20 protein-coding genes and 2 tRNA genes are annotated in these 26,502 nt (G+C 29.1%); 5 read left to right on the forward strand and 17 right to left on the reverse strand.

Annotated elements, in window-relative coordinates; all coding sequences use genetic code 11:
* Positions 1–67: 67 nt before the first annotated feature.
* The 11 genes from rlmB to orn all read right to left on the reverse strand — a co-directional run bounded on the left by rlmB (position 68) and on the right by orn (position 10,731).
* On the reverse strand, positions 68–811 hold the full coding sequence (rlmB, locus tag VOI34_RS00160) for a 23S rRNA (guanosine(2251)-2'-O)-methyltransferase RlmB (protein ID WP_331828462.1): 744 nt from the start codon (positions 809–811) through the stop codon (positions 68–70).
* 154 nt (positions 812–965) lie between these two features.
* Positions 966–2,264, reverse strand: coding sequence for an adenylosuccinate synthase (locus VOI34_RS00165; protein ID WP_331828463.1), 1,299 nt, complete (start codon positions 2,262–2,264; stop codon positions 966–968).
* Positions 2,265–2,382: 118 nt separating this feature from the next.
* Positions 2,383–3,411 (reverse strand): protease modulator HflC, encoded by a 1,029-nt coding sequence (gene hflC, locus VOI34_RS00170; RefSeq protein WP_331828464.1) that lies wholly within the window; start codon positions 3,409–3,411, stop codon positions 2,383–2,385.
* A complete protein-coding gene (hflK, locus tag VOI34_RS00175; protein WP_331828465.1) occupies positions 3,412–4,710 on the reverse strand; it encodes an FtsH protease activity modulator HflK in 1,299 nt (432 codons plus the stop codon).
* A gap of 58 nt (positions 4,711–4,768) precedes the next feature.
* Positions 4,769–6,055: a ribosome rescue GTPase HflX gene (gene hflX / locus VOI34_RS00180; protein WP_331828466.1), complete on the reverse strand. Its 1,287-nt coding sequence runs from the start codon at positions 6,053–6,055 to the stop codon at positions 4,769–4,771.
* A 174-nt stretch (positions 6,056–6,229) separates the two neighbouring features.
* Positions 6,230–6,460 carry an RNA chaperone Hfq gene (gene hfq, locus VOI34_RS00185; RefSeq protein ID WP_331828467.1) on the reverse strand — a complete coding sequence of 77 codons (231 nt, stop codon included), beginning with the start codon at positions 6,458–6,460 and terminating at the stop codon, positions 6,230–6,232.
* Positions 6,461–6,555: 95 nt separating this feature from the next.
* Complete coding sequence (gene miaA / locus VOI34_RS00190) at positions 6,556–7,464, reverse strand: tRNA (adenosine(37)-N6)-dimethylallyltransferase MiaA (RefSeq protein WP_331828746.1); 909 nt, start codon at positions 7,462–7,464, stop codon at positions 6,556–6,558.
* 232 nt (positions 7,465–7,696) lie between these two features.
* Complete coding sequence (locus tag VOI34_RS00195; RefSeq protein ID WP_331828468.1) at positions 7,697–9,004, reverse strand: N-acetylmuramoyl-L-alanine amidase; 1,308 nt, start codon at positions 9,002–9,004, stop codon at positions 7,697–7,699.
* Positions 9,001–9,486 carry a tRNA (adenosine(37)-N6)-threonylcarbamoyltransferase complex ATPase subunit type 1 TsaE gene (tsaE, locus tag VOI34_RS00200; protein ID WP_331828469.1) on the reverse strand — a complete coding sequence of 162 codons (486 nt, stop codon included), beginning with the start codon at positions 9,484–9,486 and terminating at the stop codon, positions 9,001–9,003. The genes VOI34_RS00195 and tsaE overlap by 4 nt, the downstream gene beginning before the upstream one ends.
* A gap of 474 nt (positions 9,487–9,960) precedes the next feature.
* Positions 9,961–10,033, reverse strand: a tRNA-Gly gene (locus VOI34_RS00205).
* 158 nt (positions 10,034–10,191) lie between these two features.
* Positions 10,192–10,731, reverse strand: coding sequence for an oligoribonuclease (orn, locus tag VOI34_RS00210; RefSeq protein ID WP_331828470.1), 540 nt, complete (start codon positions 10,729–10,731; stop codon positions 10,192–10,194).
* A gap of 429 nt (positions 10,732–11,160) precedes the next feature.
* On the opposite strand from orn, the gene asd reads away from it, so the two are divergent.
* Both asd and mscM read left to right on the forward strand, forming a co-directional pair.
* Complete coding sequence (asd, locus tag VOI34_RS00215) at positions 11,161–12,039, forward strand: archaetidylserine decarboxylase (RefSeq protein ID WP_331828471.1); 879 nt, start codon at positions 11,161–11,163, stop codon at positions 12,037–12,039.
* Between the two features lie 11 nt (positions 12,040–12,050).
* The gene (mscM, locus tag VOI34_RS00220) at positions 12,051–15,479 is read left to right on the forward strand and encodes a miniconductance mechanosensitive channel MscM (protein WP_331828472.1); all 3,429 of its coding nucleotides are present in this window, start codon (positions 12,051–12,053) and stop codon (positions 15,477–15,479) included.
* A gap of 25 nt (positions 15,480–15,504) precedes the next feature.
* Here mscM and efp read toward each other — a convergent pair whose 3' ends face one another.
* The 3 genes from efp to VOI34_RS00235 all read right to left on the reverse strand — a co-directional run bounded on the left by efp (position 15,505) and on the right by VOI34_RS00235 (position 18,170).
* On the reverse strand, positions 15,505–16,071 hold the full coding sequence (gene efp / locus VOI34_RS00225; RefSeq protein WP_331828473.1) for an elongation factor P: 567 nt from the start codon (positions 16,069–16,071) through the stop codon (positions 15,505–15,507).
* Between the two features lie 119 nt (positions 16,072–16,190).
* Positions 16,191–17,828 (reverse strand): chaperonin GroEL, encoded by a 1,638-nt coding sequence (gene groL / locus VOI34_RS00230; RefSeq protein WP_331828474.1) that lies wholly within the window; start codon positions 17,826–17,828, stop codon positions 16,191–16,193.
* 48 nt (positions 17,829–17,876) lie between these two features.
* Complete coding sequence (locus tag VOI34_RS00235) at positions 17,877–18,170, reverse strand: co-chaperone GroES (protein WP_250232595.1); 294 nt, start codon at positions 18,168–18,170, stop codon at positions 17,877–17,879.
* A 406-nt stretch (positions 18,171–18,576) separates the two neighbouring features.
* On the opposite strand from VOI34_RS00235, the gene cutA reads away from it, so the two are divergent.
* The 3 genes from cutA (at position 18,577) to metC (ending at position 21,929) form a co-directional block, all read left to right on the forward strand.
* On the forward strand, positions 18,577–18,885 hold the full coding sequence (cutA, locus tag VOI34_RS00240; RefSeq protein ID WP_331828475.1) for a divalent-cation tolerance protein CutA: 309 nt from the start codon (positions 18,577–18,579) through the stop codon (positions 18,883–18,885).
* A gap of 411 nt (positions 18,886–19,296) precedes the next feature.
* Positions 19,297–19,369, forward strand: a tRNA-Phe gene (locus tag VOI34_RS00245).
* A gap of 1,372 nt (positions 19,370–20,741) precedes the next feature.
* Positions 20,742–21,929, forward strand: a complete 1,188-nt coding sequence (gene metC, locus VOI34_RS00250; RefSeq protein WP_331828476.1) for a cystathionine beta-lyase — start codon at positions 20,742–20,744, stop codon at positions 21,927–21,929.
* A 230-nt stretch (positions 21,930–22,159) separates the two neighbouring features.
* On the opposite strand, the gene VOI34_RS00255 is transcribed toward metC, so the two are convergent.
* From VOI34_RS00255 to hldE, 3 genes are all read right to left on the reverse strand, one after another.
* Complete coding sequence (locus tag VOI34_RS00255; RefSeq protein WP_331828477.1) at positions 22,160–22,921, reverse strand: 1-acylglycerol-3-phosphate O-acyltransferase; 762 nt, start codon at positions 22,919–22,921, stop codon at positions 22,160–22,162.
* A 156-nt stretch (positions 22,922–23,077) separates the two neighbouring features.
* Positions 23,078–23,722: a 3,4-dihydroxy-2-butanone-4-phosphate synthase gene (gene ribB, locus VOI34_RS00260; protein WP_331828478.1), complete on the reverse strand. Its 645-nt coding sequence runs from the start codon at positions 23,720–23,722 to the stop codon at positions 23,078–23,080.
* An 874-nt stretch (positions 23,723–24,596) separates the two neighbouring features.
* Positions 24,597–26,030 carry a bifunctional D-glycero-beta-D-manno-heptose-7-phosphate kinase/D-glycero-beta-D-manno-heptose 1-phosphate adenylyltransferase HldE gene (hldE, locus tag VOI34_RS00265; RefSeq protein WP_331828479.1) on the reverse strand — a complete coding sequence of 478 codons (1,434 nt, stop codon included), beginning with the start codon at positions 26,028–26,030 and terminating at the stop codon, positions 24,597–24,599.
* Between the last annotated feature and the right edge of the window lie 472 nt (positions 26,031–26,502).

The following is a 26,502-nucleotide window of genomic DNA, read 5'->3' on the forward strand; positions in this document are numbered from 1 at the left end:
ATCTTAAATAATAATGTATAATCCATATTATAATTATATACATATATATTTAATCATCATTATTTATTTAATATTTCCCACGTTGTCTTAACGCTTCAAACAAACATATTCCGGTAGCCACTGAGACATTCAATGATGTAGCAGCTCTTAGCATTGGAATAGTAATTAATTCATCGCAATATTTTTGAGTTAAACGACGAATACCTTTTCCTTCAGAACCCATTACAAAAGCTAATGGTTTAATTAATTCAGTATTAAAAATAAGACGTTTAGATTTTATTATAGTACCAATAATCCAAATATTATGGTTTTGAAGTAATTTCAATGTCCTACTCAAATTAGTTACTTGTATAAAAGGTATATATTCTACAGAGCCACTAGCTACTTTTCTAACTGTCCCATTCAAACGCGCTGATCGATTACGAGGCGCAATAACCATATGAGCTCCAGCTGCATCTGCAGTTCGTAAACATGCACCCAAATTATGTGGATCAGTAACGCCATCTAATATTACCAATAATGGTGTAGTTTTACATTGTATTAAAAAATTGGGCAAATCGTTTTCTTTCATGCAATATTTTTGAACTATTTCAGCAATAATACCTTGATGTAATGCTCCTTGTGCTTTAATATCTAACTGCTGACGATCACATTTTTTAATATTAATTTTACATTGCTTTATCTGATCAATTAACGATTTTAAACGCAAGTCTTTATATTTCTGTGTAGTATACACAGATAAAATCCGTTTTGAGTGATTATCCAAAACAGATTTTACGGCATGTATGCCGTACACTAATTCAACGACCATCGTAGTATTTTCTGAAACAACTCTATTCTAATATGTAACTTCAAACATTAAATCTAAATATTTCACTTGTTATCACTACATATTAATATAGATGCAATATATATTAAACAAATAATTATTTTATTTAAAATAAAGTATCAGTTCCTTATGTTAATTAAGAATCAAACGGATTGGATAATACTATTATTGCTGAACGTTCTGAACCAGTAGAAATAATATTAATAGGAATGCCAATAATTTCTTCTATACGTTTAATATAATATTGAGATTCCTCAGGAAGTTTATGGAATGCCGTAATACCTACAGTGCTTTTCTTCCATCCAGGTAATGTTTCATATATCGGCTCTAAATTTTCTAATTCTTCTAAGGAGCACGGAAAATTGTATATTATTTTTCCATTCTTCTTACGATATGCGATACAAATTTTTATTTCTTCTAACCCATCTAAAACATCAAGTTTTGTTAAACAACACGAAAAAAAAGAATTAATTTTCACAGAATATCGTACTGCTACTGCATCAAACCACCCAGTACGACGACGACGTCCAGTGGTAGAACCAATTTCATTTCCATTTATACATAACCAATTACCTATATCATTGGATAGTTCTGTAGGAAAAGGACCGAACCCAACACGAGTAGAGTACGCTTTTACAACACCTAAAATATAGTCAATACAACCAAGTCCAATCCCTGCGCCAATACTTACACTGCCAGCAATAGTATGAGTGGATGTAACATAAGGATATGTTCCATGATCAACATCTAGTAAACTACCCTGAGCCCCTTCAAATATCACTGAATTTCCTCTGTTTATGGCATCATCTAATAACTCAGGAACATCGACAATCATGTCAATTAATATATCAGATGTTGACGTCACTTCATCCAAAACCACCTGATAATTAACAGGTTTCATCTTGTAATAATGAACTAATTGAAAATTATAATAATTTATTATATCTTGTAGTTTATTTTTAAAATTTTCTATGTTATATAAATCGCCCACCCGTAACGCCCGTCGCGCTATTTTATCTTCATAAGCTGGTCCAATGCCACACCCTGTTGTGCCAATAGTTTTAGAAGCTTGATAATTTTCTCTAGCTAAATCCATTGCTACATGATAAGACAATATTAAAGGACAAGATGCAGAAATAAATATACGTTTACATGTTGATATACCTGCTTTTTTCAGCATTTCTATTTCTTTTATTAAAGATACTGGTGATATTACAACCCCACTAGCAATAATAGTAGTTACATGATTATGTAAAATACCAGAAGGAACTAAATGCAAAATAATTTTTTCCTGACCTACTACAATAGTATGACCAGCATTATGTCCTCCTTGATAACGCACTACGTATTGAACTTGTGAAGTTAACAAATCAACTATTTTTCCTTTACCTTCATCGCCCCATTGAGCTCCCAACACAACAATACTTCTAACCATTTCTTAAAGTCACCTATTAATTTAAATAATTATTTCCTATAAAGATTAGGTATATAAAATATCACAAATAACACCTATTTATAATATAAAATATGGAGTGTCTATTATTCATAAAATTTTAATTGTTAATACCCGACAGAACCTGTGGTGATCGCATAAAACGTAAAAAATCAGTTTCTGTGCTTAATACCATGAGATCATTATTATTTTTCTTAAAGCTATTTTCATATGCACGTAAAGTACGTATTAATGCATAAAATGATGGATCCTCATTAAAGGTAGTGGCATATAGTTTTGCGGTTTCTGCATCAGCTTCTCCTCGAATAATTAAAGATTGACGTTTAGCTTCAGATAAAGTACGTGTCACCTCATAGTCTGCAGTAGCACGTAGTTTTTCCGCCTCTTCCCGTCCTTGAGATCTATGACGTCTAGCAACAGCATCGCGTTCTGCTCGCATACGCTGATAAATTGCATCAGATACTTCTGTTGGCAAATTAATCTGTTTAATCCGAACATCTACTATTTCAATACCCAATGCAGCCATGCTGTTTGGATTCACCACATTAGAAACCCGATATTGTTTTTGTTCTGAGGTATTATATTTTTCTGGATTAAAATTAAAATTTTTAGTATTGTTAAGACGTGATGTCATCACTTCCTCTCCTGAAGTACCATTGTTTAACGATGCGCGTACATCAGTCATTAATCTATTTCGTGAATCTGTCACAATACCTTGAACATTTAATCTTCCCAATTCCGAGCGTAATCGATCAGAAAATTTTCGTTTTATTAATACTTCTGCTTGGGAAATATCACCCCCTCCTGTTGCTAAATAATATTGACTTAAATCACTAATGCGCCATTTAATATAAGAATCAATAATTAAATCTTTTTTTTCCATAGTAACAAATCGATCTGCTTGATTATCCATAGTTTGAATACGTGAATCTAATACTTTTACTGTCTCAATAAATGGAAGTTTTATGTGTAATCCAGGATTATAAATTAATGGATTGTTATCCATATCACGTAATACTTTACCAAAACGTAATATAATACCTTTATGCCCCTCTTCTATCGTAAATAAAGAAAAAAACAACACTACTACTATTATACATATAACGAATGAAAAAACATTTCGTATCATTTATGACTCTCTCCCTTTACGTATAACGTTAACACGTTGTGTATTAGCTTGTCTTTTATCTAAAATTTTTTCTTCAGCTATAGTATTTGTATGACGAGATAATTGACTACTTTTTGATATTAACTTTGAATGATCGGTATTAGAATCATCAGTAACATATATTTTGTTTAAATTAAAAGTATCATCAGTGTTATCAATGCTATCAGAATATTCAACTTTTCCGTTATTATTTTTAATTTTCGTTACTTGGCCTGAAGGTAATAATAATACATTCTGTGTATTTTTTAAGTTTATGAATATTTTTCTAGTATTACTCAATACACGCTCCATAGAATTTATATATAGTCGCTCACGAGTGATTTCAGGAGCTGCTTTATATTCTGGCAAAATTTTTGAAAATCTTTGTACTTCTCCTTGCGCTTCTAAAACAGTGCGAGCTTTATATGCACGACCTTCTTCTAAGATACGTTGTGCTTGTCCATTGGCACGTGGTTGCACTTCATTAGCATAAGCTTCAGCTTCACGAATATATTGTTGTTCATTTTCCCTAGCGGCAATAGCGTCATCGAATGCTGCTTTTACTTCTTCCGGTGGACGAGCTGTTTGAAAGTTTACATCCAATAAAGTAATACCCATATTATAAGGATATATCGTTTTTTCTAAAACTCTTCGAGTATCACTACGCACCACCGTACGCCCTTCAGTTAAAATACGATCCATATTATATTTACCAATAACTCCGCGCAATGCACTGTCAGTAGCTTGACGCAAACTGTCATCAGCGTCAGTAACGTTAAACAAATAATTTTTTGGCTCAGTTACACGATACTGCACGTTCATCTCTACTCGAACTACATTTTCATCTGAGGTCAACATCATACCAGATGCTGCTAATTCACGTACCGATTCTACATTTACTGGGATTACAACATCAAAAAAAGTAGGTTTCCAATTTAATCCTGGTTGTACTAAATGATGATATTTTCCAAATCTTAAAATTACTCCACGCTCTGCTTCTTTAATAGTATATAAACCACTAAAAATCCATACAAAAATAATAATAATCAATATTAAAATTATAAAAAAATTTTTATTTTTAGAAAATTTTTTTATGTCTTTATTATTACTACTAAATATATTCAGTTTATCATTTATTTTATTTAAGCATTTATCTGGATCTAATATGTTAAATTTAGATTTGTTTTTATCTTCGGAAGAAGAACTATTTACATCATTTTTATCATGACCCCCCCATGGATCATGAATATACTTGCAGTTTTTAAAAAAATTAAAAATCATATTTTGCCTCACATATTATATGAGTAGTATATACATTATTTTCTTTATTTTAAAAATATTAAATAATATAATCTATTAATAATTTATTATTTTTTAATAAACGACACCAATCTATAGAAGACAAATATATTTTCAATCTAACATAATTATTATCTTCAACCCAATACTGTTTAACAACTTGCAGCCTATATAATTTTTGACATAAATCATTATTTATAGGCATGCGCAATTCATAAGAAATCATATTATTTAACAGCAGTTCATTAAGGGCTTGTATTAATAAAGAAATACCTAAATTGTTTTGAGCAGATATCCATACTCGTATTGGACGATTATCATGGTCCCGATCGATACGTGGTAGTAATTTTTTTAATTGGTCTATTTTATTCATCACTAAAAGTATTGGAGTGTTATGAATATTCATACTATTTAAAATACAATGTACTGTATTAATGTTTTGTTCAAATCTTTCATTAGAAACATCCACAACATGTAATAATAATGTTGCTTGTATTGTTTCTTGTAAAGTTGCTTTAAAAGAAGATAACAAACCTTGCGGTAAGTTTTGAATAAAACCTACCGTATCTGATAATATAATATTAGACCCTCCTTTATACACAATACGTCTACATGTAGGATCGAGAGTGGCAAACAATTTTTCTGCTGTATAAACATGTGATGCGGTCATCGTATTAAATAAAGTAGATTTGCCAGCATTTGTGTATCCTACTAAAGAAACAGTAGGCACTCCAATTTTAAACCGATGTCTTCTATTTTGTTCTCTTTGGTTTTCTATTTTTTTGAGACGCAATAATATTTGAGTAATCTCTTTACGCAACAAACGACGATCACTTTCTAATTGCATTTCCCCTGATCCTCCTCGTAAACCAATCCCACCTTTTTGACGTTCAAGATGACTCCATTCATGTACTAAACGAGAATTTAAATGGCGTAATTGAGCTAATTTCACTTGCAATTTCCCTTCATATGTACGTGCACGTTGCGCAAAAATATTAAGAATTAATTGATTTCTATCAATTATTTTGCATTGCAATAAATGCATAAGATTACGTTCTTGATGAGGGGATAAAATACAATTGAACAATATAATAGATACAGGATTATTTTTAACTATTTGTTCAAGCTCTAATACTTTTCCAGTTCCAATAAAATACTTACTATTAAAAGTTTTACAATGGCTAGTAAGAACATCTAGAATTTGTATTCTTGCTGTAGAAGCTAAAGATAAAAATTCTTTTAAATTGAAATTTTCTTCTTCTTTTTGTTTAGAAAAAATCGTATGAACCAATATAGCTTGTTTATCAAAAAAATTTAAATCATACAACAATAACCACTCCAAATAAATTTAACATACACAATCACATATAATAGAATCAATTAAACATTCCATAGTATTATACTACACTTAATAACATTTGATAGTAATAATCGAATTTAATATATAATCATACGCAAAAAAGTATGAAACTCTCTGAAATCAACGATTAGAAAGAAATTTTTAACTATGACGACTAATATAGTATGGGACGATACGGGAAGGTACAATAGTAGATATAGCGTGTTTATAAATCATTTGATTCACTGTATTTCTTAAAAGTATCACAAATTTATCAAAAGACTCGATTTCTCCTTGTAATTTAATACCATTTATTAAATAAATAAAAACTGGGATGCGTTCTCGACGTAGTGCATTCAAAAATGGATCTTGTAGTGATTGACCTTTGTTCATTTTTTGATTTCCTTAAAATTTATTTTTAATCATTTTAAATAATCCAAAAAATTATATAATTTCAGGTTTATTATTTAAAATTTCATATATAAAAATTAATTTTTTGTTAATATTTTTGATATACTGTCAATTGCAGCAGATAAATTATCGCTACATAACCAATGTAAATTTGGCCATTTACGTAACCACGTTAGTTGCCGTTTTGCAAGTTGTCGAGTAGCACAAATCCCTTTAATTATCATCTGATTGTAGTTAATATCACCAGATAAATATTCCCACATCTGACGATAGCCAACACAAGAAATAGATGATCTTACTTCTTCTCTATGTAAATCAGAGCAATTAAATAATTTACTAACTTCATCTTCAAATCCAATCTCTAACATTCTATAAAACCGTTGCTCAATTCTTTTATTTAAAATTTCACGACTTGACGGAACAATAGCAAATTGGTGCGCTTGATATCTCAATTTGAGACCAGTAGTTAATTTCAACTCTGTCCATGTTTTTCCAGAAATAAAAAAAATTTCTAATGCTCGAATTATTCTTTTATGATCATTTAAATGAATTTTATTGGCAGCAACAGGATCAACATGTTTAAGTAAATTATACATGTTTATCCATCCTATTTTTTGTGCTTCACATTTTAGATCATCACGAATTTTTTGATTAGTTGTTGGTAAAAAAAACAAACCCTCCAGTAAATTCTTAAAATATAACATTGTTCCACCAACTAGAAAAGGTGTATGTCCGGATTTTATAATTTTTTCTATTTCATTATTTGCATCGTGACAAAAATCTGCCGTTGAATAACATTCAGCTGGATCACGAATATCTATCAATTTATGAGGAGCAAGCTTTAATTCTTCAGGAACAGGTTTGGCTGTACCGATATTCATACCACGATATACCAAAGCTGAATCAACACTAATAATATCTATATTTAAATTTCTTTTTTTTAAAGCTATAGCTACACTTGTTTTTCCAGAAGCTGTAGGACCCATTAAAAATATAACTAATGGTTGACGTTTAATACTATTTTCCCTTAACTTATACAATATAAAAATATTATTTCTATAAGTCACATAAGTAAATGATATATGAATAAATTGTAATTATTTCAACGAACATATTAACTTTTATACATAAGAGTATACAATATATATTAATAATAATTTTTTTAAAAAAATGAAATTTTCATAATAACAGTGCTGATTCAGTAATACTGATTATTTATTAACTTGCAGCAACATATGTTTTTTTTACTTGTGAGGAATCTAACGGTTTTTTTTGTGATTTTATGAAATAAGAACGTAAACCTTTATACAAAGCATTAGCTATTTTTTCTTGATAAAGATTACTAATGAGAAGATACTCTTCTTTTATATTACTAATAAATCCAGTTTCTACTAAAATAGATGGAATATCGGGAGATCGCAATACAGCAAAACTAGAATACTCAGGTGTATTTTTATGTAAGGTAGTAATATTTTTTAATTGATGTAATACATGCACCGCAATATCGTATCCTACTCGTTTAGCATAACCAAACTGTAAATCCAAAACTACATGGCTAAAATATGGATCATTGCAATAACTAGTTAGTATATCTCCTAATCCTCCTAATAGCTCTGAATGTTTTTCACTGCATTGTAACAAATGTATCATTTCGCTTTTAGCACGACGCTCAGATAGCACCCAAACTGACGCTCCTCTAACATTAGTATTTAAAGCAGAATCCGCATGAATAGAAATTAAAACATTTGCTCCTCTTTTTCGCGCCAAATTAGAACGTTCCATAACCGATAAAAAATAGTCTCCATCTCGGATCATTACGGCTTTAAAACTTGGATCCAAATCCAATAACATTTTTAGTTTTTTAGCTATGCTAATCGTAATATTTTTTTCACATATCCCACCATGTCGTCCCATAGCTCCTGGATCTTGTCCTCCATGTCCGGCATCGATTGCTACAATAATCGGAGACAATACTTGTTTGGGATTTTGATTTTTTTTAAATTGTGTATCTATTATTTTTTTTTGGTGATTTATTACGTTATTTACATGTGCGGGGGTTTTACGAACCATAATAGGTGGCATCTCATGAAGATTTATATCATCAGTTACAGTAAATGTTTTCTTTTTCAAAATTGTTAATATAAGACGATAATTTTCTTTTATTTGCTTTTGTGTTACTGTTCCTATATTTGAAGGACAAGTTAAATCTAATACTATACGTATATTTTGATGATTAATAGATACGTTTGTTCGAATACATCTAACTAAATTAGCACCGTTAAAATTTATTGGAAATATATCTTTTTCAAATTTGGATGCTGTTAGAAGATCTATCACAATTCTTTCTGGATTGTGCAAAGAAAATATCATATACACGGGGACAATAGCACAATCTAGCATTACCGTAGATTGATTTTTATTATTTGTAACCGAGATTGCACTAAGAGTTGATGCTATTATAGGTTCTACACATAAATATTTTGACAAGATCATTATTACAAAAACTATTTCATATTTCAACTTCATACATGCAATTTCCAATATGCTAATAAATCATCCAGCATTCTATGGCCTAAATTACTAAAAGATTTTATAACTACTTTTCTGGATTTTTCACAATCATGATAATTCATTGTCACTGAAATATCTTCTGTTGGTAAAATTTCCATTCCTTGTTTTGGCCATTCTATTAAACATACAGTCTGTCCATCAAAATAGTCTCTAATTCCCATATATTCAAGTTCTTCTGAAGAAGTTAATCGATAAAAATCAAAATGACACACATTCCAATGTGTTAGAATATAAGATTCAATCAAAGTATAAGTTGGACTATTTATATGTCCAACATGTCCTAATGCATGTAAAAATCCTTTACACAAAACAGATTTTCCTGATCCCACATAACCATTTAAATAAATCACACAGCTTCGAATACAAACAGAAGCCAATATAGCACCTAATAGCAAGGTTTTTGATTCATCAGACAACATCAATACACATTTTTTCATCTTTAACATAATTTAAGATCTTAAGCGATAAAATATTTTATACATAAAACAATACAAATAACTTCATATAATTTTTTATCGTTCGAACATATCATATATAAATACAACGATATATCAAAAAATTGAGTCATATTATTACATACTACATCGCTAAGGGTATTAATTCTTTGATAAAAGTGAGTTTTTATCAAAGAATTAATAAAATAATAAGCGCTGAATGTATTGAAACAACAAGATACACACTACTGATTTTATCATGAGAATTAACACGTAATATTCAGTACGTTCACATGCCTAAGTATAAGAAATCCTTACTTTCATAAGTATAATAATCATTTAATTATTTACAAATTGAATAACAATTTATAATTTACTATACCAAATATACAAATATCTACTCCTCCTCAAAATTTGTTAATATTGATATCAATATATAATGGAATCAATAAATAGAGCATTAAAATAAATTAAATAAGCGGGAAACGAGACTTGAACTCGCGACCCCAACCTTGGCAAGGTTGTACTCTTCCAACTGAGCTATTCCCGCTTATTTAAAATAAAAAATCAAAACATAATTTCTATTCATTAATAGACATTTATCTATCTACACCGATAGATAAATTTTAATACTAATTAATTATTGTGTAGTAATATGTCATCTTAAATATGGCTAAATAATACTTATATTATAAGTCATATATTATCTTATAATTTCATAAAATATTTACGATAATATATCAATTCTATAATGGATTCACGAATATCTTCCAATGCACGATGAGTTTTATGTAATTTCAATCCAGATATCAAATCTGGTCTCCAACGAATCATTAATTCTTTAATAGTACTAACATCCAAGTAATGATGATTAAAATATGATTCTAATTCTGGCATGTATCGAAATAAGAACCGGCGATCCTGAGCTATACTGCTTCCACATATCGGTGATTTTTTAAAAGGCACCCAATCTTTTAAAAATTTCACTGTTAAACTAGATGCGTCTATCTCATCTAGTTTGCTATATTTAACTTTTTTTAATAATCCAGTAGAACTATGAACACGTACATTCCAATCATTCATTAAAGATAACTGATATTCAGATTGATGTATCACTACAACAGGACCTTCCGATAAAATATTCAATTCACTATCAGTAATAACTGTAGCTATTTCCAAAATACGATCTTGCTCCGGATCTAATCCAGTCATCTCTAAATCAATCCATATTAAATTCTTATCATGCATTAAAATTCCACCTGTACACTACATTACTTAATAACTTAATTAAGCAATATAAATATTACCCTCATGAGCACTTTTACTTTTTAAGATCATACTAATCTAAGTTAAATAAAATATATGAAATATCTTATATATATGCGTACATATTATTGTAATATACATATCGAATATTAAATGTAAATTACCATACTATTTAAATAAAATTTTTATATTTATCACTATTATTTTGTAACTTCTTCTTAGCAATAAACGTAACTTTTTTTCACAGCAAAAGTTTAGCACACTTTTGCACACTTTTATACAATATACAACCATATTATATGTTATATTAACATCTGAAAATAATGTGAATTTATAAACAATTAACAGAAAAATATATAATCGCTATAATCATTAACTAAAAATTAATAATTTAAAAATTAGGTACACATTATGTTAGAAAAAATACAAGTTCTACTGCAGTACTTATTACCAAAATATTGGATTACTTATTTATTAGGATTAGGGGCATCATGGAAAGGTGGATGGGTAACGCATTATGCTATTCAATTATTTATTCGTATCTATAAAATAGACATGAAAGAGTTCGATAAACCTAATCCATCCAATTATACAACGTTTAATGAGTTTTTCACTCGAAAATTGCGTAATAATTCTCGGCCTATAGATACCAATTTATCTACATTAGTTATCCCGGCTGATGGAATTATTACTCAAATAGGAAAAATAAATCAAAAAAATACCTTCCAAATAAAAGGAATTCCTTATCATCTAGATGGATTACTAGCAGGCCATGATAACATCATTGACTATTTTAGTGATGGGAACTTCGTGATCATTTATATACCTCCGCAAAATTGTCATCGTGTCTACATGCCTTGTACAGGCACACTGCGTGAGGTGTTGTATATACCTGGCGATTTATTTTCAGTACATCCAAAAATTACAAAAAATATACCTAATATATTTTCTCGCAATGAAAGAGTCATCTGTTTATTTGAAACAGATTTTGGTTATATGGCTCAAATTTTAGTTGGAACTATAATAGTAGGAAGCATTGAAACTACATGGTTAGGAACAATTACCCCGCCCCGAGAAGGTGTCGTTAAACATTGGCGCTACCCAAATACTTCAAATATTAAGGATGCAATTATATTACAAAAAGGACATGAAATGGGATTATTTAAATTAGGATCTACTGTTATTAATTTATTTGATAACAAAAAGGTTATTTTAAACAGTCTATTACAACCATACGATATTGCTCGTATTGGAATGCCTTTAGCACAAGGATGTAATCAAGAGAAATAATCACATATATTATGCATCATCTCACATCATGCAATAATATTGTATATAATGTGCTTTCTTTTCAAAAGAAAGCCATATTTCTTAAATATTTTTCTTTATCAATATTTATTGTAGGATGTTTGTATTCACTGATAATATTTTCTTATGATTTTTCAGAAGAACACGAAATTAAAAAATATTTACAACATATACAACAACAAGAACATATTGATATTCATCAAAAATCCATTATAGAAAATTTACAATCTACTTTATATTTTATTTCTGAAAGAAAATCTTCTAATATTAAAATTAAAGAATATCAAAAAATAATAGATGATTTTCCATATATAACCCTTCAATTACGTAAAGAATATAATGATATCTCTAATCAAAGTATTAATATTAATAAAAATCTTTCTGCCCATGAACTGAAACAGAAAACATTCCAAATTAATAATCAATTAACAAATTTATCAAAACAATTGAAACAAGAAGAAGATTATATATCTTCAATTAACGAATCATTAATATTATTACCAGAACAACAAACTGTGGCTAAGAATATATTAAATAATTTAGCACAACAACAAATATTATCTGTTGTAAATATAAATACTCCGATAGAACAATCCAAATTTACTGCATTACAAGCAGAACAGGCAGCTAGGCAATTAAAAATAGCCGAACTCGAACTCGCTCAATTAAGCGCCAATAATCGTAAAGAATTATCCCAACTTCGAGCAACATTATTGAAAAAAAAATACGAATGTGTAAATAATGAACTACAAATATTAAAAAACCAATTAAACTATTTATGTAAAAGTGAAATAAAACAACCTATTGAATATAATGAAAAAATACTATCAGAACAGAATAGAACATTACCAAAGTCCATTATAAAGCAGATACAAATCAATCAGGATCTTTCAGCTATTTTAAAACAACAAGTACATCATATAAACAGCATCACATCTAAAAAACAAGAAGTTACATCATATACATTACAAGTACGTCAAACTTTTGCTAATTTACTTGAACAAGCACAGTGGTTAGATAAATCTCCAGCTCTTGGAGAAACACTACGTTCTCAAGTTTCAAAGTTACCAAAAATGCCTAAATCTCAACAGTTAGATCATGATATGGCTCAACTAAGAGCCAAACGTCTTCAATGTGAAAACCAATTGAACAAATTAATGTTAATATCATCACAAAGTAAACAAGACGATGGATCGTTATTAACATTACCACAAAAAAATATTCTTGAAAAAAAAATAACTATACAACGTAATCTTATTACTGCATTATTAAATAATTATGATATTCAAATCCTTGAATTAACAAAGTTAAAAATTTCTTATGAACAACTTAAAGAAGCATTACAAGATGTACAAAAAGCTACACATCGTTATTTATTTTGGGTAGCTGATGTGCACCCAATTACTATATCCTACCCATTAGAAATTTATCATGATTTATATCGGTTATTAATTACAAACAAATTTGATCATCAAATAATACATATTTTAAAAATGATTTTTTCTGATCAAAAAACCCTAATGTTAATAATATTGTGTTTCATTGCATCATTTGGATTTCATTTTACTGCATATCGTCATTATAAAGAATTTTTAAAACGATCTAGTAAAAAAATAGGTAAAGTAAATCAAGATAATTTTTTGCTTACTTTGTATAATATATGGTACTCAATGTTAATAGCATTACCAATCCCAATTTTGTGGGCAATCATAGGATATAGTTTAAATCACACTTGGTTATACCCTATTTCTGTAGAAATTAGTGATGAAATTAATGCTACAACTTTTATACTATGGGTATTTATAGTAGGCGTTTATTTTGCGTCCCCAAAAGGATTGTTCATTATCCATTTTGGTTGGCCAAAAAAAAGAGTTCAACAAGTTTTTTCACATCATTATATCTGGGCTATTATAACAGTTGTTTTTTTAATAATGATACTAACTATATTTAATAACTATAACGATAGAGAGTTTTCTAATACTTTGGGACGATTATGCTTTATTTTACTATGTATTTGTTTAACATTTATTACCAATAATCTAAAATGTTCTGGATTACCTTTGTATTTAAATAAATATGATTCTTCTGATAACATCATTAATCGTTTTTTGTGGAATATTATGATATGTGCGCCAATAATAGCGGCGATTTCTTGTATTTTAGGCTATTTATTCGCTGCTCAGACATTATTAGCGCGGTTAGAAACATCATTATTTATTTGGATTATATTATTAATCGTATACCATATTATTCGTAGATGGACATCTATTCAGCGACGTCGCATTGCTTTTGAACGAGCTAAACAAAGACGAGCTACGCAATTACATCTAAGAACATATAATAATGAATCAAATGCTTATCAATCACAAACTAACAAATTAGTATCTAATGATAAAATCAATAAAAAGATTTTAGATTTAGATACTATTAGTACACAGTCATTACAACTAATACGATCTATTATTACTCTTATTGCCCTGTTGTTAACGACTTTATTATGGTCAGAATTGTATTCTGCATTCTCTTTTTTAGAAAATATTACATTATGGGATGTGACTTCTACTATAAAAGGCGTAGATAATATTCAACCTATCACATTGAATTCATTTATTATTTCTGTCTTAGTAATTGTTATTACCACAAAAACAGTAAGAAATTTACCAGCATTTCTAGAACTCACTTTTTTACAACATTTAGACCTTACGCCAGGAACAGGATATGCTATTACTACGTTAACTAAATATATATTGATGTTTCTTGGAGGAATAATAGGATGTTCATTGATAGGTATAGAATGGACTAAAATACAATGGTTAGTGGCAGCATTAGGCGTAGGATTAGGTTTTGGATTACAAGAAATTTTTGCTAATTTCATCTCTGGCTTAATAATATTATTTGAAAAACCTATTCGTATTGGTGATACTGTAACTATTAGTAATCTTACTGGTAATATTACTCGAATTAATACTCGTGCAACTATCATTACTGATTGGAATCATAAAGAAATTATTGTTCCAAACAAAGAATTTATTACAAAACAATTCATTAATTGGTCTTTATCGGATACATTAACACGCGTAGTACTACGCGTGCCAGCTCCATTAAAAACAGATGCTAAAAAGATAGTACAAATCTTATTACAAATAGTAAAAAATTCTTCTCTTGCTTTAAATACTCCACCTCCAGAAGTATATTTAGTAGATTTACAACAGGGGCTACCTGTATTTGAAATACGAATACACATATCAGATATAAAGCTTCGTATGCCCTTATGTCATCAAATACATATGTTGATCATAGAATATTGCCAAAATAATGGATTAAAACTACCATATGTACCTATATATGCTTATAACAATCAGTTATTTGTTAATAATTTTGATTCTAATTATCCTAATGCAAATTATTATACAACAAAATAGATACTAATTAGCATCTAGTATAAATTTATTTAGCTCGAGAAATATATGTTCCTGAACGAGTATTTATTTTAATTAACTCCCCTGATTGAATAAACAGTGGAACCTTAATCATAGCTCCAGTGTTTACTGTAGCTAATTTAGTTTCAGATGATCCAGAGTTATTCTTTTTTATTGAAGTAGTATTTATTACTTTCAGTTCTATACAATTAGGAGGGGTTATAAGAATTGGCACGTTATTCCATAAAGTCACCACATAATGTAGTTGAGTGGTAATCCATTTAAAGTTATCTCCTACTATTTTTGAAGCAACAGCAATTTCTTCAAAATTTTTTTCATCCATAAAATACCAAAATTCACTATCATGATATACATAAATCAAGCTGACATCATAAAGATCAGCTGATCTTAACAAATCTCCAGATTTAAAAGTCTTTTCTAGAATTTTTCCAGATATGATTTGTCTAAATCGCACACGACTAAAAGATTGTCCTTTACCGGGCTTTATAGACTCACTACTAATGATAACACATGGTTCATTATTTTGAATAATCTTAAGCCCAGTTTTGAATTCATTAATGCTATATAGTACCATAAAAATTAGTTCTAAAAAGAACCACGATCACCACCGAACTAAATAACCCTAATCTTATTCCTATTTTATAGATTAGGGTTATTTAGTTCGGTGGTGATTATATTCTTTTTAATGAAAAATTACATCATGCCGCCCATGTTAGCACCAGCTCCTGCATTTCCTAAATCTGGTTTATCCTCTTTAGGTAATTCAGTAACCATACATTCAGTAGTAATCATTAAACCTGCAATAGATGCAGCATATTGCAAAGCAGAACGAGTCACTTTAGTAGGATCTAAAATTCCTAACTCGATCATATTACCATATTTTTCAGTAGCAGCGTTATATCCAGTGTTGCCTTCACCAGATCTAACATTATTAGCTATTACTGATGGTTCTTCTCCAGCATTAGCCATAATCTGACGCAAAGGAGCTTCCATCGCGCGACGAGCTACTTTAATTCCCACATTTTGATCTTCATTATCACCGCATAAATTTCTAATAGCATTTGCCACTCTAATTAAAGCCACACCACCACCTGCAACTACACCTTCTTCTACAGCAGCACGAGTTGCATGTAATGCATCTTCTACACGTGCCTTCTTTTCCTTCATTTCTACTTCAGTAGCTGCTCCAACTTTAATTACCGCAACTCCACCAGCTAATTTAGCAACGCGTTCTTGAAGTTTTTCACGATCGTAATCAGAAGTAGCTTCATCACGTTGTTGATTAATTTGAGCCACACGGCTATTTATAGCAGACTTATTACCAACTCCATCAATAATAGTAGTAGCATCCTTAGTAATAACTACACGTTTAGCTTGTCCCATATCCTCCAGAGTTGCTTTTTCTAAATCTAATCCAATTTCTTCAGAAATCACAGTTCCTGCAGTCAAGATAGCTATATCTTGTAACATAGCTTTACGTCGATCACCAAAACCTGGAGCTTTTACAGCAGTTACTTTTACAATACCACGCATATTATTTACTACTAAAGTAGCCAAAGCTTCTCCTTCAACATCTTCAGCAATAATAAGTAATGGTTTTCCTGCTTTTGCAACAGATTCTAATATGGGTAACATTTCTCTAATATTAGAAATCTTTTTATCTGCCAACAGAATGAAAGGATGCTCTAATTCTACTGTACCGCTTTCAGGTTTATTAACAAAGTAAGGAGATAAGTAACCACGATCAAACTGCATACCTTCAACTACATCTAATTCATCCTGCAAACCAGATCCTTCTTCTACGGTAATCACACCTTCTTTTCCTACTTTATCCATCGCTTGCGCAATAAGTTTACCGACAGTTTCATCAGAATTTGCAGAAATAGTACCTACTTGAGCTATAGCTTTAGGATCTGAACAAGGAACAGACAATTTTTTCAACTCTTCCACTGCAGCAACCACTGCCTTATCAATTCCACGTTTTAAATCCATAGGATTCATTCCAGCAGCTACAGCTTTTAATCCTTCATTAACTATAGACTGAGCCAACACAGTAGCAGTAGTAGTTCCATCACCTGCAGAATCATTTGCCTTAGAAGCAACTTCTTTCACCATCTGAGCGCCCATATTTTCAAATTTATCTTCTAATTCAATTTCCCGCGCTACAGATACTCCATCCTTGGTTATAACTGGAGCTCCAAAAGATTTATCTAACACCACATTCCTACCCTTAGGGCCAAGAGTAACTTTTACCGCGTCGGCTAACACATTCACACCACGTAGCATTTTGACACGAGCATCATTACCAAATTTTACATCTTTAGCTGCCATTTCATTTTCCTTAAAAATTTTTAGTTCAATTAATAAGTTAGTCGCGAATTATTTCTCAACGATAGCAAGGATATCGCTTTCTGACATAATTAATACTTCTTCATTATCAATTTTCTCCACTTTTACACCATACCCGTCATTGAAAATCACGGTGTCGCCAATACGAACATCTAAAGCTTTTACCTCCCCGTTTTCCAAAACACGGCCATGACCAACAGCCAATACCTCTCCACGTGTAGATTTTCCTGCTGCAGATCCAGTTAATACGATACCTCCTGCAGATTTTGATTCAACCTCTTTACGTTTAACAATTACACGATCATGCAATGGACGAATTTTCATTTAATGCTCCCTAATTATATTATCTAACTATTTGCATACCATGTTAACAATTTCTTATACTAAACATTAGATGCAAATTTTGTTAATATTCACCACTTCAAGACAATATTTAAAATGGGGGCATTCAAGATTGCTTCAAGGGGGGGGTGAAAAATTTTTACATATAGAAATATCTTTATTCTTATAAATAAGCAGTCCACCCATCATTAATAGTAGTTAATTTTTGTTGTAATTAGCATTACACTGACAAACGCTTCTAATATAGAGATACAAAACAGTACAACCACAATACAATAAAAATCGATATACACTAAAATAATTGACTTTTGTTGAAAACAGAGTACAAATATTTCACTATGTACGTAAAATTAATAGATATATAACCTGATTGTTCAAAGAGAGAAACATGATAATAATCTTGTGTACTATACCAAACGATATGTCTATTGTTTTAAATATTACAAAGACATTATTAAATAATAAACTGGCAGCATGCATAACTTTACACGAAGTCCGCTCATTTTATTATTGGGAAACTACCCTGAAAGATCATACTGAATTACAATTGTTAATTAAAACACAAAATTTTTTAAAAAATTCAGTATTCACAACAATTAAAAAGTTACATCCTTATAAAGTCCCAGAATTATTAGCTCTATCCATCATAGATGGAGAATCCAACTACCTATCGTGGATGCAATCTGCATTGCTATAATGCTAATTACTTATGTAGTAAAATCAGACTCTACATAATAATTAATCATGCAACGAAACCCATCGGGCTTGCTCTAATAATAGGTCTTAAGAATCAAACTTTATACTCTAAAATTTTGTAAAAACTATTTTATTTTAAAAATTAACAAAGATAAAAATGATCTCTCTAGATAGAGACGTTATATATATTCTGATAAAAGCAAAAAACAATATCTGTTTATTGTCATTTATACTATTTAACTCAAATAATATTACTGATATAAATTAATACAAAATCTGGAATTATTTGTTATTTTAAAATATTTTAAATAATAATTTTTCATTAATAAATAAAATATATTGACGAAATGAATATAATAAAGATAATACAATCAAATTCTTTTACCAACTAAATATAAATCAAAACTAAGAAGCCCGGATAGCTCAGTCGGTAGAGCAGAGGACTGAAGATCCTCGTGTCCTTGGTTCAATTCCAAGTCCGGGCATGTTTTAAAAATCAACTAATTTATAAATTGAAATATTAAAAATTTGTCACTGCAACTTATTTACACTTTAGAAATAACTAAAATCTAGCAGTATCCAGTATAAATAGAAACGCATGCTTTACGTCGAACTGATAAATATTGAAATAACCGAAAATTTATGTTTGATTTTAACAAAACCTATCATTTTTAAAACAAAACTAGAAACAAAAATATACCCATTTACTATATCTTAATGTAAAAACATAATAATGATAATGATCTATGCACATAGATATAATAATTTTTAGATTATTTGTAGACTTATGTAAGTCATATTGTATTTGATAAACCTAAACTACATTTTCTAATCTAACGATTAATAGCTTCCAAAAATTAAATGAATCAACAATATTTAACTCCAATAGTTTTACGTTAACTATACAACAAACCATTCACAAACATAAATATAGTAAATTTCATGCTTACTATACTTATATGCAACATGCTGATCGCGATTGAATCAATTAATCAAGGGCTACTAAAAATTAGTAGTGCTCATACATATATGTTTTCAAAATAAATAACTGATATTTTTACATTAAAAAATCAAACTTTATAACTATATTTCATGATAATTGAATAAACCAGTTACAATTAGTCTACCCAACTTTATCAACTACAACCAAACCTAACTAATCACCCAATAATTATTACAATAATCTCAAAATTTTATTTTTTTCCTCCATGCTATTTATTTTTATAAAAATATAACTCAAGGCATTTTCATTTTAAAAAATAATTAATTATCTACTACCCTGATAGTTATCATACACTTGTCCTAGTCATTTAGATAATGTCATATCACCATGATATAATATTTACTTATCTGTTTTATTTAATTCTATATATCATATAAATAATGTAATAATTCAATTAAAATACACACTCATAAACTTATGATAAATATTATTTCCTAAAAAATTAATGTAATGATTATATTAAATCATAGTGTATTAAAACTAAAAAATAAAATTTATATAAAATTATCTAAATAATTAATACATAAAATATGTATTCAATTTCACTGAATGACTATTTACTTTATATAAATTATTTAATTAAAAAATAGTCTTCTTTTTGACATAAATCGTGCTATATGTTATGCTGTGAAATATGATATTAAACATAATATATATACATCCATTGAAGTTATAGAAATATACAGTTATTATGTTGTAATTTAGTGAAACAACCTGCACCTGAATGAATTTAACAAGTAACGTAAATGAAATTTAAGTTTTATATTTAATAGAAAAAATAATCACATTAGAAATGTGATATATAATAAAAACTAATTGCAAGTTTTAAGGTTCATCAATTTAATACAGTAATTATGATAAAATTTGAAACTGAACTAATTACCTCTGGAAGAGACAAGCAATATACATACGGCGCAGTTAATCCTATTATTCAACGAACATCTTCAGTAGTATTCGATTCTATTCAACACAAAAAACGAGCTATTAAAAATTATAACACAACTGATACATTATTCTACGGTAGATACGGTACTATTACCCATTTTTCTTTACGTCAATCTATGACTGAGTTAGAAAATGGCGTTGGTTGTATGCTATATCCATGTGGTACAGCAGCAATTACTCATGCAATACTTTCTTTTGTTAAGCCAGGAGACCATATATTAATGACAGGCTCAGCATATGAGCCAACTCAAAAATTCTGTCGACATGTTTTAAAAAAAATAAACGTGTATACCACTTGGTTTGATCCATTAATTGGAAGTGATATTTATAATTTCATTCGATACAACACCCGTTTAATTTTATTAGAATCGCCAGGATCAATAACTATGGAAGTACAGAATATCCCTGATATTGTTAAAACGGTGCGTGAAAAAAAATCAGATATAATCATATTATTAGACAATACTTGGTCAGCAGGAGTTTTTTTCAAGGCGCTAAATATGGGCGTTGATATTTCTTTGCAATCTGGTACTAAATATATTACAGGTCATTCTGACGCCATGATAGGAACTGCAGTTTCTAATGCACGTTGTTGGGATCAATTACAAGAACAATCTTATTTAATGGGTCAAATGGTTGATGCTGATACTGCTTATATGGCGTCACGTGGACTACGTACTTTATATGTTAGATTAAAGCAACATGAAGAAAATGGACTGCATGTTGCACATTGGTTAGCCAAACATCCAGCAGTAGAACGGGTAAATCACCCTGCTTTAGCTACATGTAAAGGACATGAATATTTCATAAGAGATTTTAGTGGATCCAGTGGATTATTTTCATTTATTCTGAAGAAACGTTTAAATAATTTACAATTATCTAGTTTTATTAATAATCTTAAGCATTTTAAACTTGCATACTCCTGGGGTGGATTTGAATCTTTGATTTTAATAAATCAAGTAGAAGAGCTCCGCTATATACGTCCAGCTGGGACGTTAGATTTCACAGGAACATTAATTCGAATACATATAGGATTAGAGCATCCTGATGATTTGATTCATGATTTATCAGATGGGTTTAATCGTATTAATTTATAATAACATGAATATATAAATATTTTGCTTTACGTTACCACAATAAACAGATAATAATAATCGTATAAAATGTAAATTTTCATGTTATTATATAGCCATATTGCATATATTATGTAGTGTTAACCAAAATAATAAACCAATACAACACAACAACTGACTTACTGTCCCACTTCTTTGTAAAAAAGTGTTACCTGCTTGCTGCCTGGCCTGCTGCTGTTAATAAAATTTGAAAGTTATTTTGTACAACGTGGTTTGAATGATCGAGTAACCTGTGTTTCAGATATAATTACTTCTTGATTTAACGCATCAATTTTTGTTTTCATAATTTCATAACAATATTCAGTCATGCTACGTATTTTATTGGGTTCGTATTGTTCAGTTTCTATAGGAGGCATAATTTCAACAATTACTAAACCATTAGACCAACGGTTTAGTTTTATTTTGTTAGAAGTATTAGAAACACAAACAGGTACAATAGGCACTTTAGCAGAAATTGCGGCATGAAAAGCTCCTATTTTAAACGGTAATAATCCCTTTCCAAAACTACGTGTACCTTCCGGAAACACCCAAATAGAAATATCGCGCGTTCTAATAGATTTAGCTATTTTTATTAAAATATTATGAGACCGAGAGCTTTTACTCCTATTAATTAATATATTTCCGCACAACCAATATAATTGCCCAAATAACGGAATCCATAGTAAACTTTTTTTTCCGACTATTATTGTACGTGGTGGCACAACATTAGCTACTGTAACCATATCATAATTACTTTGATGGTTGGAAATATATATACAATTCTTTGGTAATGGGTTATTTGAAAAATTTCGTATCTTAACTGTAATACCAAAAATAGGAGCCATGCTTCCAAACAAACGACCAAAAAAATCAGAGTAGTATGACTGATGAAGTCTTAATAAACAATAAATGATACCAAAGATACAAATAGTAATTGACAATATCAAAACTGAAATAATACGTATAATGGCAAGCATATTCTCTCTTTTAAAGTATCATAATATAAATGTTTAATAAAAGCACTAACCTCATCCGTAACATATAAGATTCTATTTTACAATATTAATTATAAATAATTAATATTGTAAAATACTTCCAAGTCTATAAACAGATAATTAATTGATATACATATATTATATTACATTGACACGATAAGTTATTAAATCTGAAATAGTGAGAACTGGCATCATATATTTATTTGCAAATGTGACAACTTCTAATATACGCGCCATACTTCCATCCTTATTTATTACTTCACACAATACTCCAAATGGTCTCAATCCAGCTAACGAAGTTAAATCTATAGCCGCTTCCGTATGTCCAATACGAGCCAAAACTCCACCATTTTGAGCACGTAAAGGAAAAACATGACCAGGACGATTCAAATCGGAAGGTTTTGCATTATCTTCTATAGAAACCTTAATCGTAGTTAATCTATCTGCAGCTGAAACTCCAGTAGTTATACCTACTGCTGCTTCTATGGTAACAGTAAAAGCAGTGCCATAACGATTGCTATTATTTTCTACCATCATTGGTAAATTCAACTGATTACATCGATCTTCTGTCAGACATAAACAAACTATTCCGCTACCATAACGGATGGCTAATGCCATTTGTTCAACTGTCATATTTTCTGCAGCAAATATCATATCACCTTCATTCTCACGGTTTTCATCATCCATTACTAAAACACCACGACCATTACGCAACGCTTCTAATGCATTTTGGACGCGCTCTATAGGTGTACCAAATTCAGATAAAAAACTCTCCCGACGCATGATAATTTAATCCTCATTAATACCATCATCTATAAAACAAGGGAAAAAATTAAACATAAACTAAAACCATGATTTAATAAACCCATATATTTATAAATTAAAATTTATCCCGTACATCACTCTTATTTATACTATTGTCATAGATATCAAAATTATATTAAATACTATTAAAAAATATATTAATAGTACTATATATTTTGTATGATAGAAAATATAATTTATGTATGTAATACATCACCCTGATCCTAAAATTATATCTGATTTATAAGATAAACTAAAACACTATGTCCATAAAATATATTATATTACAATATACTAAAATTCATACTAAAATACCGATTGCTAAATTTAATATTGCAGTGATTACAACACAACTAAAACACTAATTATTATAAATATTGAAAAACCTAAAAATGTACTGTTATTATTGTGAATCTACTATAAAATTACTTAACATTTTACATATAATTTAGAAAGTAAAATTCGATAATTATTATACCCCTAGGTCATTCATATATATTGAATTAATTAATAAGAAGTTGATGTACAACTATCAATTCTATGCAAGATATATAACGAAATAAATTATAAAAAATTAAAATTAATTCAAATACAAACTTTAATAAGATTAAAATAAAAAATTCTAATAATAAATAAAACTAAAAAATAAATTCTGTCATAACTACATAACTATAAATACACCCACTTATGATGCTTCCCTCTCTCGTTACCTTAATTACATTTATTTATATTATACCTGAATCTTACACACACTATTTCAATATCCATATTTCACTATACCCAAATACTTACTACTGTGCTCTGTTCTAAAATCATGCTAAATGCACCATGTGTACTTAATGTATATTATTTTTTAATTTTTACGTTTAATAGCATTAATAATATTACTACTAGAGTAACCAGTTTTAAAATTTAATACATGTACTTTACCTCCTTTTTTAAACACCTCTTGGCTTCCCTCAATATCGCAAATATGATAGTCACCTCCTTTTACTAAAAAATCTGGAGATAAATTTGCAATCAATCTTGTAGGTGTATCCTCATAAAAAGGCACTACCCAATCTACTACTGCTAAAGCAGCTAACACAAGCATACGTTTCTCTAAAGTATTTATTGGCCTTGTTTCACCTTTTAATCGTTTTGTTGAAGCATCGCTATTCACAGCTACAACTAACCTATCTCCAAGTTTTTTAGCATTAGTTAAGTAACTTACATGACCAGGATGGAGTATATCAAATACACCATTAGTCATCACTATTTTTTCACCTTTATTACGAGCTAAAGATATTATCTGTTTTAACGTCTTTTCGTCTAATATACCACAAGGCAAACTGGTGTACACATGACTATTTATAATACTTTTTATTTCATTTAAATTAGTAGTAGAAGTACCAGATTTTTTTATTACCGCGCTAGCAGCTAAATTAGCTAAAAAACATGCTTTCTTTAAACTCTTACCAGAAGATAGCGCCGCTGATAACACAGCAATCACTGTATCTCCAGCACCAATTACATCATGCACTTCCTTTGTTTGAGTTGGGAAATATAACGGAGCTGCATTCCGTGTACATAAAGTCATGCCTTGTTCAGAACGTGTAATCAATAAAGCTGACAAATTATAATCAATTATAATTTCCTGAGCACGATTTATTAAAATCTTTTCATTACGACAAAATCCTACTATAGATTCAAATTCTGATATATTAGGAGTTAATAAAGTAGCACCTTTATAACGAGAAAACTGAATGCCTTTAGGATCTATTATAATTGGTACATTAATATAACGAGCTAACTTAATAATTTCTTCTATACTATTTAAAGAACCTTTAGCATAATCAGATAATACTAATACCTTATATTTAGGTAAATGAAATTCAATTTGTTTAAGCAATTTTGTGGTATCAACATTATTGAAATATTGTTCAAAATCTAATCTAATAATTTGTTGATTACGTGACATTACTCGCAATTTAATTATAGTAGGACATGTGTTAATCGAAATAAAATTCCATTTTACATTGGACTTATCAAGTTGTGTTTCCAAAATGTTGGCTGCTTCATCAACTCCGGTTAATCCTAACAATCTTGGTTGAGCACCTAAAGCAGCAATGTTCATTGCAACATTGGCAGCTCCACCCGGTCTATCTATAACTTTATTGATTTTAACGATCGGAACAGGTGCTTCTGGAGAAATTTTATCAGTAGACCCATACCAATATCGGTCTAACATAACATCTCCTACAATTAATACACTAGATTTAGAAAAATTTGGAAAAATAACAGTCATAATTTACTTAAATACATCCTACTTAAATAAATAAAAATATGATTAATTCTATATTAAATTAATAAAACAGTAATATATTAAATTATTTAGTAAATAATTAAAATCTACAATATAAATAATTCTTGGCGTTTTTTATAGCATTATGTTTAAATTGAAATAAAGTGCATATCTCCCAAAAATTTATAAATGAAAATTGTATATTAAATTAAAAAGCATATATATAATGCTCTTGTATTTAAAATTATTTACATCATATACAATTTTATATATTCCGACTAATTTTATTATTATTATTTTTATTATTAAAATAATTATTTGACTAATCTATTATATATAGATAATTAATAACAGCAAAACCCATTATATTTCGTATTAAAAAAAAATTATATAATATATGAAATAATTTTATTTTATAATTAATAAATATCACATAAAACATATGTATAGTTTATATACCTTCTGTATTAGGAAA

This window comes from Candidatus Blochmannia sp. SNP (genome assembly GCF_036549215.1).
Classification (GTDB): domain Bacteria; phylum Pseudomonadota; class Gammaproteobacteria; order Enterobacterales; family Enterobacteriaceae; genus Blochmanniella.

What these genes read in the sequence shown, in the direction of transcription:
- rlmB (WP_331828462.1), bottom strand. Translation starts at nt 811, where the DNA reads ATGGTCGTTGAATTAGTGTACGGCATACATGCCGTAAAATCTGTTTTG.
- VOI34_RS00165 (WP_331828463.1), bottom strand. Translation starts at nt 2,264, where the DNA reads ATGGTTAGAAGTATTGTTGTGTTGGGAGCTCAATGGGGCGATGAAGGT.
- hflC (WP_331828464.1), bottom strand. Translation starts at nt 3,411, where the DNA reads ATGATACGAAATGTTTTTTCATTCGTTATATGTATAATAGTAGTAGTG.
- hflK (WP_331828465.1), bottom strand. Translation starts at nt 4,710, where the DNA reads ATGATTTTTAATTTTTTTAAAAACTGCAAGTATATTCATGATCCATGG.
- hfq (WP_331828467.1), bottom strand. Translation starts at nt 6,460, where the DNA reads ATGAACAAAGGTCAATCACTACAAGATCCATTTTTGAATGCACTACGT.
- miaA (WP_331828746.1), bottom strand. Translation starts at nt 7,464, where the DNA reads ATGGGTCCTACAGCTTCTGGAAAAACAAGTGTAGCTATAGCTTTAAAA.
- VOI34_RS00195 (WP_331828468.1), bottom strand. Translation starts at nt 9,004, where the DNA reads ATGAAGTTGAAATATGAAATAGTTTTTGTAATAATGATCTTGTCAAAA.
- tsaE (WP_331828469.1), bottom strand. Translation starts at nt 9,486, where the DNA reads ATGAAAAAATGTGTATTGATGTTGTCTGATGAATCAAAAACCTTGCTA.
- orn (WP_331828470.1), bottom strand. Translation starts at nt 10,731, where the DNA reads ATGCATGATAAGAATTTAATATGGATTGATTTAGAGATGACTGGATTA.
- asd (WP_331828471.1), top strand. Translation starts at nt 11,161, where the DNA reads ATGTTAGAAAAAATACAAGTTCTACTGCAGTACTTATTACCAAAATAT.
- mscM (WP_331828472.1), top strand. Translation starts at nt 12,051, where the DNA reads ATGCATCATCTCACATCATGCAATAATATTGTATATAATGTGCTTTCT.
- efp (WP_331828473.1), bottom strand. Translation starts at nt 16,071, where the DNA reads ATGGTACTATATAGCATTAATGAATTCAAAACTGGGCTTAAGATTATT.
- groL (WP_331828474.1), bottom strand. Translation starts at nt 17,828, where the DNA reads ATGGCAGCTAAAGATGTAAAATTTGGTAATGATGCTCGTGTCAAAATG.
- VOI34_RS00235 (WP_250232595.1), bottom strand. Translation starts at nt 18,170, where the DNA reads ATGAAAATTCGTCCATTGCATGATCGTGTAATTGTTAAACGTAAAGAG.
- cutA (WP_331828475.1), top strand. Translation starts at nt 18,577, where the DNA reads ATGATAATAATCTTGTGTACTATACCAAACGATATGTCTATTGTTTTA.
- metC (WP_331828476.1), top strand. Translation starts at nt 20,742, where the DNA reads ATGATAAAATTTGAAACTGAACTAATTACCTCTGGAAGAGACAAGCAA.
- VOI34_RS00255 (WP_331828477.1), bottom strand. Translation starts at nt 22,921, where the DNA reads ATGCTTGCCATTATACGTATTATTTCAGTTTTGATATTGTCAATTACT.
- ribB (WP_331828478.1), bottom strand. Translation starts at nt 23,722, where the DNA reads ATGCGTCGGGAGAGTTTTTTATCTGAATTTGGTACACCTATAGAGCGC.
- hldE (WP_331828479.1), bottom strand. Translation starts at nt 26,030, where the DNA reads ATGACTGTTATTTTTCCAAATTTTTCTAAATCTAGTGTATTAATTGTA.